At 72.9% G+C, this 13,124-nt stretch carries 12 protein-coding genes and 1 riboswitch; of the genes, 5 read left to right on the top strand and 7 right to left on the bottom strand.

The window, feature by feature from the left end; all coding sequences use genetic code 11:
- Positions 1 to 122 precede the first annotated feature (122 nt).
- The 5 genes from pknB to thiO form a co-directional block, all read right to left on the bottom strand.
- Entirely contained in the window at positions 123 to 2,063 is a 1,941-nt protein-coding gene (gene pknB / locus BLV72_RS07545; protein ID WP_093461137.1) for a Stk1 family PASTA domain-containing Ser/Thr kinase, read from the bottom strand.
- An 87-nt stretch (positions 2,064 to 2,150) separates the two neighbouring features.
- Complete coding sequence (locus BLV72_RS07540) at positions 2,151 to 2,609, bottom strand: SRPBCC domain-containing protein (protein ID WP_093470226.1); 459 nt, start codon at positions 2,607 to 2,609, stop codon at positions 2,151 to 2,153.
- A gap of 329 nt (positions 2,610 to 2,938) precedes the next feature.
- Positions 2,939 to 3,811, bottom strand: a complete 873-nt coding sequence (locus tag BLV72_RS07535) for a thiazole synthase (protein WP_093461135.1) — start codon at positions 3,809 to 3,811, stop codon at positions 2,939 to 2,941.
- Between the two features lie 7 nt (positions 3,812 to 3,818).
- Positions 3,819 to 4,019, bottom strand: coding sequence for a sulfur carrier protein ThiS (gene thiS / locus BLV72_RS07530; RefSeq protein ID WP_059143435.1), 201 nt, complete (start codon positions 4,017 to 4,019; stop codon positions 3,819 to 3,821).
- The gene (thiO, locus tag BLV72_RS07525) at positions 4,016 to 5,203 is read right to left on the bottom strand and encodes a glycine oxidase ThiO (protein WP_093461133.1); all 1,188 of its coding nucleotides are present in this window, start codon (positions 5,201 to 5,203) and stop codon (positions 4,016 to 4,018) included. Before thiO ends, thiS begins: the two co-directional genes overlap by 4 nt.
- 57 nt (positions 5,204 to 5,260) lie before the next feature.
- A riboswitch (TPP riboswitch) is annotated at positions 5,261 to 5,374 on the bottom strand.
- A gap of 376 nt (positions 5,375 to 5,750) precedes the next feature.
- On the opposite strand from thiO, the gene BLV72_RS07520 reads away from it, so the two are divergent.
- From BLV72_RS07520 to BLV72_RS07500, 5 genes are all read left to right on the top strand, one after another.
- Positions 5,751 to 6,932: an NAD(P)/FAD-dependent oxidoreductase gene (locus tag BLV72_RS07520; protein WP_244321380.1), complete on the top strand. Its 1,182-nt coding sequence runs from the start codon at positions 5,751 to 5,753 to the stop codon at positions 6,930 to 6,932.
- 112 nt (positions 6,933 to 7,044) lie between these two features.
- Complete coding sequence (locus BLV72_RS07515; protein WP_059143438.1) at positions 7,045 to 7,410, top strand: Rv2175c family DNA-binding protein; 366 nt, start codon at positions 7,045 to 7,047, stop codon at positions 7,408 to 7,410.
- Between the two features lie 223 nt (positions 7,411 to 7,633).
- Complete coding sequence (gene thiE, locus BLV72_RS07510; protein ID WP_093461130.1) at positions 7,634 to 8,287, top strand: thiamine phosphate synthase; 654 nt, start codon at positions 7,634 to 7,636, stop codon at positions 8,285 to 8,287.
- 173 nt (positions 8,288 to 8,460) lie between these two features.
- Positions 8,461 to 9,378, top strand: coding sequence for a methylenetetrahydrofolate reductase [NAD(P)H] (gene metF, locus BLV72_RS07505; RefSeq protein ID WP_093461129.1), 918 nt, complete (start codon positions 8,461 to 8,463; stop codon positions 9,376 to 9,378).
- 46 nt (positions 9,379 to 9,424) lie between these two features.
- Positions 9,425 to 10,411: a hypothetical protein gene (locus tag BLV72_RS07500; RefSeq protein ID WP_093461127.1), complete on the top strand. Its 987-nt coding sequence runs from the start codon at positions 9,425 to 9,427 to the stop codon at positions 10,409 to 10,411.
- Positions 10,412 to 10,529: 118 nt separating this feature from the next.
- Here the strand turns inward: BLV72_RS07500 and BLV72_RS07495 are convergent, their stop codons facing one another.
- Together BLV72_RS07495 and BLV72_RS07490 are read right to left on the bottom strand one after the other, a co-directional pair.
- A complete protein-coding gene (locus tag BLV72_RS07495; protein WP_093461126.1) occupies positions 10,530 to 12,086 on the bottom strand; it encodes a phytoene desaturase family protein in 1,557 nt (518 codons plus the stop codon).
- Positions 12,087 to 12,475: 389 nt separating this feature from the next.
- Positions 12,476 to 13,096, bottom strand: coding sequence for a TetR/AcrR family transcriptional regulator (locus BLV72_RS07490; protein WP_093461124.1), 621 nt, complete (start codon positions 13,094 to 13,096; stop codon positions 12,476 to 12,478).
- Positions 13,097 to 13,124 lie beyond the last annotated feature (28 nt).

Below are 13,124 nucleotides of genomic sequence, written 5' to 3'. Positions count from 1 at the left end.
GAGCGCGGATCGCGGATCGCGCTCACCGTCCGGCAGCCGCGAGGCCGCTGGGCAGAGGCCCTGGAAGCAGGGAGCCCCAGAAGCAGGGAGCCCAGAAGCAGGGAGCCCCAGAAGCAGGGGCCCTAGAACACGCCGCCCTTGAGCTTGATGGTGATCGTGCTCCCCTTGGGCGCCTCGTCCCCGCCGTCCACCGACTGGTCCTGCACCTTGTCCCCGGGGAACAGCAGCGCCTTCTCGACGTCCACCTTGAAGCCGGCCCCCTCGAGCTGCGCCTTGGCGTCGTCGGCCGTCATACCCGTGACATCCGGCACCTCGATCATCTGCACGCCCTTGGAGACGGTCAGCGTGACCGTGTCGCCCTTGGCGCCCTCTTCGTCGCCCTCTCCCGAGGGGGACTGCTCGGCGACCGAGCCCTTGTCCTCCTCCGAGAACACCTGCTGCTCGGCGATCTTCACCTTGAAGCCCTCGTCCTCCAGCTCGGACCGGGCCTCGTCGACCGAATCGCCCACCACGTCCGGGATGTCGATCGGCTGGCCCTTGCTGACCACGATCGACACCGGCGTCTCGGGGCGGCGCACGGAGCCGGAGACCGGGCTGGTGGAGAGGACCGAGTCCTGGGCCGTCTCACTGCTGAAGCGGCGGATGACCTTGCCGATCGTCAGCCCCTGGTCCGCGATCTTCCGCTTGGCCTCGGCCAGCGGCATGCCCACCACATTGGGCACCTCGGCCCGCGGCGGCCCCTGGGAGACCCGGATGGTCACGGTGCCGGTGTCGCGCACGCGCTCGCCCGGGCCCGGCTTGGAGCCGATGACCTTGCCCTTGGGGATGACATCGCTGAACTCGTTGACGACCTTCACATCGAGCCCGGCGCCGTGCAGCTTCTTCTCGGCCTCCGCCTGGGTCTTTCGCAGCACCGGCGGGACCTCGGTGAACTGGCCGGCACTGATGTACCAGACACCGGCGGCGAGGGCGACCGCCAGCACCACCGCGGCGACGATCGTCACGATCCCGCGGCGCGACATCCCGCCCCGGCCGCGTCGGCCATGCCCCTGCCGGCGGGGCGGTTCCGGCGGCAGCTCCAGACGGCTGGTGTGGTTGAGCAGCTCCTGCTCGTCGTCGACGGACGCCGCCGGGCGCGGAAGCACCGTCGTACGGTTCTCGGCACCGGCCGAGGTGTCCTCCCTGGCCTGCGGGGGCACCGCGTCCAGCTGGTCGTCGGTCAGCGCGGCCCGCACCGCGCGGGCCGCGCCCAGCAGCGCGACGGCGTCGGCGGGGCGCCCCTCGGCCGCGCGGGCGGTGGCTGTGGCGACCAGCGCGTCCAGGTCGGGGGCGACCCCGGGCGCGAGGGCGGACGGCGGCGGGACGTCCTCGTTCAGATGCTGGTAGAGGACCTGCGCGGGGGTGCTGCCGCCGTGCGGCTTGGAGCCGGTCAGCATCTCGTACAGCACCACACCGCAGGCGTAGACATCGGCGCGGGGGTCGGCCGTGCCGTGCTCGATCTGCTCGGGCGCGAGATACGACACGGTGCCGAGGACGGTGCCGGGGGAGGCGCTGGTGTTGGTGTCCACCGCCCGGACCAGGCCGAAGTCGGCGACCTTGACCCGGCCGTCGTCCCCGATCAGCACGTTCTCGGGCTTCATGTCGCGGTGGACGAAACCGGCGCGGTGGGCCGCCCCGAGCGCGGCCAGCACCGGCTCCAGGATGTCCAGCGCGGCGCGCGGATGCAGCGCCCCGCGCCCGCGGAGCACATCGCGCAGAGTGCAGCCCGCGACGTACTCCATGGCCAGATAGACATGGCCGCCGTCTGCTCCCTGGTCGTAGACGGCGACCACATTGGCGTGCGCGAGTCTCGCGACGGACTTCGCCTCACGGATGAAGCGGTCGACGAAGGCGGCGTCGGAGGCGAGGCTCTGGTGCATCACCTTCAGGGCGAGCACACGGTCCAGCCGGGTGTCGACGGCCCGGTAGACCGTCGCCATTCCGCCAACGGCGATCCGCGCCTCAACGCGGTAGCGGCCGTCGAGCTCCTGCCCGACGAGGGGGTCCTGGAGGGTCGTATCCACGGGGGAAGTCTACGAGGCATCGATCTGAGCCATGACCGGCCGCCCCAGGTGGGGCGGGTACTGCAGCGGAACGGTGACACCGGCGGGTCAGTTGTGCGACGCGGCGGCGATCGCGGCCAACTCCTCGAGCGCTGAGGTCCAGGACAGCGTGGCGTATTCGGCGTGCTTGGCCTTGGCGTCGTCGGGGACGGACAGGGCGCGGATACCGCTCTCCGCCAGCCGCAGCCGGGTGCCGTGCCCCTCGGGGGAGAGCGCGAACTCCACCAGGGTCGCCTCCCCGGGGTCCGAGGGCGCGTGATCGGGTTCCAGGGCCAGCCGGAAGCGGAAGAGCGTGTCGGGGACCGCCCGCTCGACCTGACCGTGGAACTCTCCGTATTCGTCCCACCGGAACCGGAGCCTCCCACCGGGGTGCGGATCGATCTCGCAGCCGCCGGGGGCGTACCAGACGCGGATGTGCTCGGGTGTCGTCAGCACCCGCCACACCCGGTCGATCGGCGCCGGTACGTACACCTCGCGCTCGATCCGGTCGGCCACGGTCACGGTCACGGCGACCACCTCCGGCTGTGCGCTGCTCCCTCAATCCACGGTAGAGGGCCGGGCCGGGCCGTCAATCCAGTACCTCCGGCGCTTCCGCAATCCAGTCCCTCCGGCGTTTGAGGATCGGGGTCCGGGGCGGAGCCCCGACGGGGGTCGAGGGGGCGGAGCCCCTTCGTTTCGGGAAGGGGCGGGGCGGGGGACTACCCGCCGAAGACGCCCTCAGGCCGGACGTCGGGTCCGGGCGGGGCCCGGCCGCGGGCCGGGCTCGGACGCGGGGCTGGCCGGATGTCGTGCCCTGACAGGGCCTGGCCGGACGCCGGGCTCGGCTCGGACAACGGCTAGCCGAACGCCGGGCGCTCGGGGTCCAGGGCCGCCAGGCCCTCGGCCGGGCTCGATGCCTCGGCGAAGTGGCGGCGCGGGATCCGGCCCGCCCGGTGGGCCAGCCGGCCCGCCTCCACCGCGTGCCGCATCGCCCGCGCCATCAGCTCCGGCTCCTGGGCCCGGGTGACAGCCGAGGCGAGCATCACCGCCGCGCACCCCAGTTCCATGGCCAGCGCGGCGTCCGACGCCGTCCCCGCGCCCGCGTCCAGGATCACCGGCACGGTGGCACGCTCGGTGATCAGCTGGAAGTTGTGCGGATTGCGGATGCCGAGACCGGAGCCGATCGGGGAGCCGAGCGGCATGATCGCGGCGCAGCCGACGTCCTCCAGCTTCCGGGCCAGGATCGGGTCGTCATTGGTGTACGGGAGGACCGTGAACCCGTCGTCGACCAGGATCTCGGCGGCGTCCATCAGCTCGATCGGATCGGGGAGCAGGGTGCGCTCGTCGGCGACCACCTCCAGCTTGACCCAGTCCGTGCCCAGGGCCTCCCGGGCGAGGCGGGCGGTGAGCACGGCCTCACCGGCGGTGAAACACCCGGCGGTGTTGGGGAGCGGGCGGATGCCGTGCCGGTTGAGCACGGAGAGCACCGACCCCTGCACCGTGGGGTCGAGCCGCCGCATCGCGACGGTCGTCAACTCGGTGCCGGAGGCCAGCAGCGAGCGCTCCAGGATGTCCAGGCTGGGAGCGCCGCCGGTGCCCATGATCAGACGGGAGCCGAAGTCGGTCCCGGCGATGGTGAGCGGGTCGGGGGCGGCGAGGGGCGCCGGGCCCGGGGCGTTCGGTGTGGTCGTGGCGGTGGTGACGGGTGTGGTGGTCGTGGTGGGAGCCATGGGTGGATCAGCCTCCTTGGACCGCGGTGAGGACCTCGACGCGATCACCGTCGCCGAGCGGGGTCGCGGGCCATTGGGTGCGGGGGACGACCGTCTCGTTGACGGCGGCGGCGACGCCGGAGGGCGCCTGGGTGAGGGTCGCGACAACCCGGTCGAGGGTGGTCCCGTCCGGGACCTCGCGGGGTTCGCCGTTGACGGAGACGGTCATGGGTGCTGCTCCTGTGCTGGGGAGGAGGTGGCTGCGGGGGCCGCGAAGCGCCGCGGGGTGAACGGCCGGGCCTCCGGCGGGAGTTCTCCTCTCGTCAGTGCCTCGGCCATGACATCGCCGGTGATCGGGGTGAGCAGGACGCCGTTGCGGTGGTGGCCGGTGGCCAGCAGCAGCCCCGGCAGCGCGGTCGGGCCGAGCATCGGTGCGTTGTCGGGGGAACCGGGGCGCAGCCCGGCACACGTCTCCACCAGCGGCAGTTCGGTGATGCCGGGCACCACCTCATGGGCGTCCCGCAGCAGTTCGTACACCCCGCCCGCGGTGACCGTGGTGTCCCAGCCCAGCTCCTCGCTGGTCGCGCCGATGACCAGCTCGCCGTTCTCACGCGGCACCAGGTAGACCGGCCCGCCGCGCACCACGGCCCGTACGGTCCGGGAGAGGAACGGCGCGTACCGCTCGGGCACCGACAGCCGCAGCACCTGCCCCTTGACGGGGCGTACGGGCGGCAGGACGTCGTCGGGGACGCCCGCGAGCCGTCCGCTGAGGCTGCCGGCGGCCAGTACGGTCCGCTCGGCGGCCAGGCGCGTGCCCCCGGTCAGCTCGACCCCGGTGGCGCGGTCGCCGTCCAGCAGCAGCCGCTCCGCGTGGGCGCGGTGGAAGGTGACCCCGGCCCGCTCGCATGCGGTGAGCAGCGCCGCGGTCAGCCGCCGCGGGTCGACCTGGTTGTCGCCGGAGACCCGCAGCCCGCCGTGTACGCCCGGCGCGAGCATCGGTTCCAGGCGGCGGCATTCACGCCCGGTCAGCCACTCGGACTCCAGCCCGAGCCCCTGCTGGAACGTGTGGAGCTCGCGCAGATGGGCGCGGTCGTCGGCGTCGAACGCCACGGCGAGCGTGCCGCACACGCGGTGCCCCACGTCCTGGCCGCTCGCCTCCTCCAGCTCGGCCACGAAGTCCGGATAGCGGCGCGCGGAGGCCATGTTGAGCCCGAGCAGGGTCTGCTCGCCGTAATGAAGCTCGGTGACGGCGGCCAGCATCCCGGCCGCGACCCAGGCGGCTCCGCCGCCGGGCGCCGGGTCGGCGAGGGCGGTGCGCAGCCCCCGCTGAGCCGCGCGCCAGGCCGTGACCAGCCCGATGATGCCGCCCCCGATGACGAGGGCGTCGTAGCGCCCGTCGGGCGGTCCGCCCACGGATGGTCGGCCGTCAAGCCCTGAGGTGTGTGGTCGGTCGTCGTGACCTGGTGCGTGCGTGGACACGCTGCCCCTCCCTTCGCCGGCATGACCCGGATCAGGTTCGTACGGTCGGAGGCCGTTTCAGCCTCCCTCTCAGCCCGGTACGTCCGGGCTCCCGCGAGTGCTCTGTCCCGCCACCCTAGTACGAGCCCCGAACCCCCCGAAAGCCCAGCCACCCGCCGCGATCCAGCCCCTCCGGCGTTGATCCAGCCCCTCCGGCGTTTGAGGAGCGGGGCCCGGGGCGGAGCCCCGGCGGGGGCGGGCGGAGCCCCTTCGTTCGGGAAGGGGCGGGGTGGAGGACTACCCGCCGTGGGGACCACCCGCCGAAGGCGCCCACAGACCCGCCCCCATCCGCCGCCCCTCCCCTCTGTGCCCGAGATCTCCCCTCGCCCTCTGCGGTCCGCCCCACCAGCCGCAATACAGTGATCGTGTGAGCGATGAGACGACGACGAAGCCGTCCTCGAGCGGTGGCGGCGAACAGCGGGTGGTGATCGTCGGAGCGGGCATGGCGGGGGTGCAGACCGCCGTCGCGCTGCGCGAACAGGGCTGGACAGGCGAGATCGTCCTGCTGGGCGCGGAGACCCACCAGCCCTACGACCGGCCGCCGCTGTCCAAGGCCGTGCTGCTCGGCAAGGCCGAGGGATCGACGCTCGACGTGGACTTCGCCGGGCTCGGCATCGCGCTGCGGCTCGGCGTCCAGGTCACCGGGCTCCGCACGGACAAGCGGCTCGTCGAGACCGCGACCGGACAGCTCCCGTACGACGTCCTGGTGATCGCCACCGGCGCCGAGCCGGTCCCGCTGCCGGGCAGCGAGGACGTGCCCGGCGTCCATCTGCTGCGCACCCTGGACGACGCCGTGAGGCTGCGCCCGGTGCTCGCCCGGCAGCGCGAGATCGCGGTCGTGGGGGCGGGCTGGATCGGCGCGGAGTTCGCCACGGCGGCGCGCGAGGCGGGCTGCGCCGTGACCGTCGTCGAGGCCGCGGACCGGCCGCTGGCGGGCGCCCTCCCGGCCGAGGTCGCGGCCCCCATGGCGGCCTGGTACGAGGACTATGGCGCCCGGCTGGTGACCGGCGCCCGGGTGGCCGCCGTGGACGAGAGCGGGCTGGTGCTCGGCGACGGCACCCGGCTGCGGGCGGGCGCGGTGGTCGTCGGGATCGGGGCCAGGCCGGCCACGGACTGGCTGGCGGGCTCGGGCGTGGAGCTGGCCGAGGACCGCTCCGTCGCCGCCGACGACCGGCTGCGCGCCTCGGCGCCGGACGTCTACGCGGTCGGCGACTGCGCCTCCTTCCCGTCCGCCCGCTACGGCACGCGGCTGCTGGTGCACCACTGGGACAACGCGCTGCAGGGGCCGCGCACCGTGGCCGCCAATGTGGTGGGGAGCCGGACGGCCGCCCACTTCCCCGGCGCGGTCTACGACCCGGTGCCGTACTTCTGGTCCGAGCAGTTCGGGCGCTTCGTGCAGTACGCCGGGCACCATTCGCAGGCCGACGAACTGGTCTGGCGCGGCGATCCTGCCGGTGCCGCCTGGTCGGTGTGCTGGCTGCGCGAGGGCGCCCTGGTCGCCCTGCTGGCCGTCGGCCGTCCGCGCGATCTGGCCCAGGGGCGCAAGCTGATCGAGCGCGGCGCCCGGCTGGACCGGACACGGGCCGAGGACCCGTCGGTGCCGCTGAAGTCGGCCGTCTGCTGACCGGCCGGCCGGTCAGTCGGCGGGGCGTCCGAGGCGTCCGGGGCGGGCTGAAGCGGCCCGCGCGGCGGGCGCCCGGCTACCCACTGTCAGTCCCAGATGGCAGGCTTGTTCCGTGACCGAGATTGACGCAAAGATCGATGCTCTCGTCCCCGCCTGGCTCACCCTCCCCGACGTCGCCGAACGACTCGGTGTCGAGGTGACGCGCGTCCGGCAGCTGGTCAAGGAGGGCCAGCTGATCGCGGTGCGCCGTGGCGAGAACAGGGTGCTTCAGGTGCCCGAGGAGTTCATCGTCGACGGAAAGGTCGTCAAGGGCCTCGTGGGCACCTTGACGCTGTTGAAGGACGACGGCTTCAGCGACGAAGAGATGCTGGAGTGGCTCTTCACCCCCGACCCGAGCCTGCCCGGCACCCCGGCACGGGCCCTGGGCGAGAATCGCGGTACGGAAGTGAAGCGGCGCGCGCAGGCGCTCGCCGTCTGACGCCGCTCCCCTCCAGCCTTCCGCTGCCTTCCGTACGGGGCTCGTCCTCAGCTCGTACGGGGCGTGTACAGGGCTGGTCGCTCCCGCGCTTATGTCGTCCTTGTCGCGCGCAGCGGCACGTAGTCGCATGTCATCGCACCTAGTCGTACGTTGTCGTACACGGCGTACGGGCCGGGCTCCGCGCACGGCCCGTACGCCGCCGACCCTCCGGGGGTACCGAACCATGTCCACCACCGCCACCGCTCATGAGCAGCTGGCCGACGCCCGCCTCTATCTGTGCACCGACGCACGGAAGCGCCAGGGCGACCTGCCGGAGTTCCTGGACGCCGTCCTGGCGGCGGGGGTGGACATCGTCCAGCTCCGGGAGAAGGAGACGGAGGCGGCCGAGGAGCTGGAGCACCTCCAGGTCTTCGCGGACGCCTGCCGCCGCCACGGAAAGCTGCTCGCCGTCAACGACCGCGCCGATGTCGCACATGCCATCGGCTCGGATGTGCTCCATCTGGGCCAGGGCGATCTGCCGGTGCCCGCGGCGCGCGCGATCCTCGGCGCGGACGTGCTGATCGGGCGCTCCACCCATGCGGAGGCGGAGGTGGACGCGGCGGCCGTCCAGCCCGGGGTGGACTACTTCTGCACCGGCCCCTGCTGGCCCACCCCCACCAAGCCGGGCCGCCACGCCCCCGGGCTGCCCCTGGTGCGCCACGCCGCGGCGCTCGGCACCGAGCGGCCGTGGTTCGCCATCGGCGGAATCGACGCGTCCAACCTGGATCAGGTCCTGGAGGCGGGCGCCCGCCGCATCGTCGTGGTCCGGGCCATCACCGCCGCGGACGACCCGGCGGCGGCGACGGCGGAACTGGCCAAGCGGGTGCGCGCGGCCTGACCGGCGCCCGGCCCCGGCTCTTCACCTGGCTTTCACCCGGTTTTCATCCCGCCCGGCCCGTCCGCCGGTCGAGAGCGCACCGAACTGTCCGCACTGCGGACAGAAAGCTGGCAAAACCCCCAAATCTCCGGGGTCGGGTGGGCGTAGCGGAGCCGGGTGGATAGCCTGCTCGTATGGCCCTAGGCACCGCTTCCACCAGGACCGATCGCGCGCGGACCGTGCGCGATCTGCTCGCATCGGGCGAGCAGTCGTATTCCTTCGAATTCTTCGCCCCCAAGACGGCGAAGGGCGAGCAGACGCTGTGGAACGCCATCCGCAGGCTGGAAGCCGTCTCGCCCACCTTCGTCTCCGTGACCTACGGAGCCGGCGGTTCCTCGCGTGAGGGCACCGTGCGCGTCACCGAGCGCATCGCCACGGACACCACGCTCACCCCCGTCGCCCATCTGACCGCCGTCAACCACTCCCGGGCCGACCTGCGCAACATCATCGGGCAGTACGCCGATGCCGGGATCCGGAACATGCTGGCCCTGCGCGGCGACCCGCCGGGCGACCCCACGGGGGAGTGGGTCCGGCACCCGGACGGCCTCAACTACGCCGTCGAGCTGGTCCGGCTGATCAAGGAGTCCGGCGACTTCTGCGTCGGCGTGGCCGCGTTCCCCGAGATGCACCCCCGCTCGACGGACTGGGACACCGACATCCGTCACTTCATCGACAAGTGCCGAGCGGGCGCCGACTTCGCCATCACGCAGATGTTCTTCTACCCCGAGGACTATCTGCGGCTGCGCGACCGGGTCGCCGCGGCGGGCTGTACGACACCGATCATCCCTGAGATCATGCCCGTCACGAACGTCAAGCAGATCGAGCGTTTCGCGCAGCTCAGCAATGCCGCGTTCCCGCCCGAACTGGCCGAACGGATCCTGGCGGTGAAAGACGACCCGGCGGCTGTACGCTCGATCGGAATCGACTACGCCACAGAGGTGTGCGCGCGGTTGATGGCCGAGGAGATCCCCGGGCTGCACTTCATCACCCTGAACCACTCCCCGGCGACGCTGGAAATCTACGAGAATCTGGGACTGCATCAGCGGTCCTGATCCTGATGACGGCAGCCGACGGGCGGCCGCATTGAGAGGGGCGGGCATGGGCTGGACGGTCCTCTACATCGCTTTCGGCGTCGTCGCGCTGTGGCTGCTGGGGGAGGTCCTCCTGCAGTACAAGGCGCGGCTGCGCTGGCGGCTGCTGGCCTTCGTCGGCTTTCTGGGCGTGGTCGTCGGCGTGCTGATCCCCTCGGTTCCGGTGATCGGGGTGGGGGCGATCGCCTTCGCCATAGGCCAGACGTATGTGACGCTCTCCTTCCGGCGCGGCTTCGCCGCGGGCTGGGCGCTGAGCGGCGGGCTGCCCGGGCTGCTCGGCCGCGAGGAGCGCGCCCCCCGGCCGGACGACGCGGACAAGGAGCCGATCCTCGAGGTGTCCGACCTGGAGGCGGTCCCGGCGGCGCAGCCGGAGCCGCCCACATACCAGCCGCAGCCGCTGCCCGACGACACCGGTGAGTACGGCGTCTACGAGGAGCCGTCCGCCTTCACCCCGGCCGCTGGCGCGTACAGCGACGAGGCGGCCGGTGGCTACAGCGCGTACGAGACGTACGGCGGCTACGGCTCGCAGCAGGACCACAGCCAGGGGCAGGGCCAGAACTACGGCCAGGACGTCTACGCGGACCAGATGGCCCAGGGCGGGCAGTACGGCTACGGGAACGAGGCGTACGCGGCCTACGGCCAGGACCCGTACGGCGGCGCCCAGCCCCAGGCCCAGCCCTATGAGCAGCAGGCTTACGACCAGCAGGGTTACGGCCAGCAGCAGTACGCCGACCAGTACGCGGCCTACGGCCAGCAGGATCCGTACGGCGGCGGGGCCTACGGCGGCGACCACTGGGCGGCCGACGCCTCCTACCCCTCGCCGGACCCGGCGTACGACGTGACGCAGTCCGGCGGGCCCTGGGTGCCGCAGCAGCGCGAAGGCGACGCCGCGCCCGCGCCGGACCAGCAGGCGTATCCGTACCAGCAGCAGCAACAGGGCCAGGCCCAGGGGCAGGGCTACCCCCAGGGCTTCGACGAGCAGTACCGCTACTGAAATCGACAGCGCTTCTGCGTCGGCAGCGCTGCTGAGCACCGCTGCCGGATGAGCCCGCTCCCCGGGAGCGGGCTCGCGTGTTTCCTGGGAGCGGGCTCGCGTGTTTCCTGGGACCGCTCTACTGGGAGCCGCGCCAGTCCTCGCCCTCGACGATCAGCCCGGCCACCAGCGCGCCCGACATCCCGGCGTGGGCGAGCCCGCCGCCCGGATGGGCCCAGCCGCCCGCCAGATACAGGCCCGGGAGCCGGGTGACATTGGCGGGCCGCAGAAACGCGCCGTCCGCCCCGGCGAGCACCGGGCCCGGCACGGCACCGCCCCTGGCACCCGTCTCCGCCCCGGTGTCGGCGGGTGTGCGGACCTCATGCCACAGCATCCGGTCCCGCAGCCCCGGTATCGCGGCCTCGGCGGCCGTGATCAGCCGCTGGGCGTCCCGCTCCGCCGCCGCGCCGTCCGTCCAGTCCACCGGGCCGTGCGGGGCGACGACGGCGGTAAGGGTGACGGCCTCGTGCTCCTCGTCCGGGCGCACCGTGGGGTCGTCCGGGCGCAGCACGGTGACCGTGGGGTGGGGGCAGGGCTCGCGGAGCCCGCTTCCGTCACCGAAGACGGCGACCAACTCCGCCTCCCGGTCCGGGGCGTGGACCACGGTGCGGTGTGCGGTGTCCTCGGGTCGGGCGCCGCGCAGCGCCAGAAAGACGGTCAGCCGCCCCGGCGTGCCGCCGCCCGCGGCGGGCTCCGGCCGCACGTCCCCCTTCCGCCAGGGCGCCTGCCCGCCGAGCAGCGGGGGCAGCAGGGCGGGGTCGATGCCCGAGACCACCGCGTCGGCCTCCGCGACGGTGCCGTCGGCCAGCTCCACACCCGCCGCGCGGCCGTCCTTCTCCACGATGCCGGTGACCTCGGCGTCGAAGTGGAACTCGACCTTCCGCTGACGGCAGCGCTCATGGAGGGCATCGGCCAGCGCCCGCATGCCCCCGCGCACATACCAAGTGCCGAACGTCTGCTCGATGTAGGGCAGCACGGTGGCCGCGGCGGGGGCGGAGCGCGGGTCGAGGCCGTGCGCCGGCGCATGGCTCTCCAGGAGGGCCACGGCTCGCGGATCCTTCAGCTCACGGCGCGCCACCCCGGCGAGCGTGGGCGGGCCGTCGGCACCGCCCCGGCCGAACAGGCCACCGAGCCGCCCGCGCCGCACGGGGGCGGCCGGATAGGGATCGCGGCCCAGGACCCGCCAGTCGGCGCGCAGCGGCTCCTCCAGAAGCGGCCTGCGGGTGGCGTCCCACACCTCGCGCGCCCGGTTGACCAGATCGCTCCAGCGCTCGCCCGCGCCCGCGCCGAAGGCGCCGTCCAGCGCCTGGAGCACCCCGGCCCGTGAGGCATTGGGCAGCCGGACATCCGTGCCGTCGGCGAAGAGATGGCGGCTCGCCGGGTCGACCTGGATGAGCTCGACGCTCTGCTCCAGGGTCTGCTTGCCGGTCTTCACGAACAGATCCCGGTAGACGGCGGGCAGGTGCAGCAGCCCCGGGCCGGTGTCGAAGCGGAATCCGTCCCGCGCGAAGCGGCCGACCCCGCCGCCATGGGTCCGTCCGCGCTCGTACACCACCACCCGGTGGCCCGCCACGGCCAGCCGGGCGGCCGCCGCCATGGCGCCCATCCCGGAGCCGATCACCACAATCCGTGCCATGACCGCGACTTTATCCGCCCCCACCGACAGCCGGGCCACCGCGCCTGGGGACGAGTGCGCAGACCTGAGTACGCGTACTCAGCCGGGGAGATGAGTAGTCGCGCGGATGGGCCACCACCTGCTCGGACGAGAGAGTGGTGCATACGGAAGGGCCGCGCGCCGGACCGCCGGCACGGGGCGGCGGAACGGCGCGGCGGCCCGGACGAAAGGTGGGAGTCACCGGGAGTCTCCGGACCAGGAGCCTCCAACGGGGGAAGTACGGGGGAGTTACGGGGGGAGGCGCTGTTCCGGTCAGCTCGACGAAAGTCGATCTGCCGGAACAGCGCCTTCTACGTGTGCCCGGGGGGCCGATCCGCCCGCCACACCGGGCCATCCGCAGGCGCGGCCGGCTATCCGGAGGCCACGGTCCTGCCGACGCGGCCCTGCAGCAGCCGCGACAGCGCCGCGTGCACATCCTCCAGCGACCGCTCCGGCTGATAGGACTGCCAGTCCAGGGCGGCCACCAGCACCATCCCGAACAGCGCCGACGCCGTCAGCGGGATGTCGATCTCCCCGCTGAACTCGTGTGCGGCCACCCCGGCCCGCAGCTCGGCCTCGATCACCGCTATGGCCCGCTGCCGGACCATCATCAAGGTGGACTGCCAGGCGCGGTTGGTGCGCCACAGCTCGGCCACGTACAGCTGGGTCAGCGACGGATAGCGGGAGATGAAGTCCAGCCCGGCCCGGACCATGGCGTCCAGCGCGTCCACATGGCTGCCGCCGCGCTCGGCGTTCTCGTCGGCGGCGCTCTGGAGGGACGCGGTCAGCAGCTCGATGCCGTGCTGCAGCAGCTCCTCGAAGAGCACGGTCTTACTGGCGAAGTTGTAGTAGACCGTGCCCTTGGCCACCCCGGCCCGCTCGGCGATCTCGTCCACGGTGGTGGAGGAAAAGCCCTGTTCCGCGATGAGGGTCACCGCTGCCTCGAAGAGTTTCTGGCGTGTGGCCTGGCGGCGCGTGCTGCTGCTGTCCATGGCGCCGATTCTGCCCGTTGTTGATGTT

Source organism: Streptomyces melanosporofaciens (genome assembly GCF_900105695.1).
Taxonomy (GTDB): domain Bacteria; phylum Actinomycetota; class Actinomycetes; order Streptomycetales; family Streptomycetaceae; genus Streptomyces; species Streptomyces antimycoticus.
Note: the sequence above shows the minus strand (reverse complement) of the source record. Positions and strands in the feature narration are given on the sequence as shown.

Coding starts and splice junctions, on each gene's coding strand:
- BLV72_RS07535 (WP_093461135.1), bottom strand. CDS start 3,811: ATGGCTCCCACCACGACCACCACACCCGTCACCACCGCCACGACCACA.
- thiS (WP_059143435.1), bottom strand. CDS start 4,019: ATGACCGTCTCCGTCAACGGCGAACCCCGCGAGGTCCCGGACGGGACC.
- BLV72_RS07520 (WP_244321380.1), top strand. CDS start 5,751: ATGGCGGGGGTGCAGACCGCCGTCGCGCTGCGCGAACAGGGCTGGACA.
- thiE (WP_093461130.1), top strand. CDS start 7,634: ATGTCCACCACCGCCACCGCTCATGAGCAGCTGGCCGACGCCCGCCTC.
- metF (WP_093461129.1), top strand. CDS start 8,461: ATGGCCCTAGGCACCGCTTCCACCAGGACCGATCGCGCGCGGACCGTG.
- BLV72_RS07500 (WP_093461127.1), top strand. CDS start 9,425: ATGGGCTGGACGGTCCTCTACATCGCTTTCGGCGTCGTCGCGCTGTGG.
- BLV72_RS07495 (WP_093461126.1), bottom strand. CDS start 12,086: ATGGCACGGATTGTGGTGATCGGCTCCGGGATGGGCGCCATGGCGGCG.
- BLV72_RS07490 (WP_093461124.1), bottom strand. CDS start 13,096: ATGGACAGCAGCAGCACGCGCCGCCAGGCCACACGCCAGAAACTCTTC.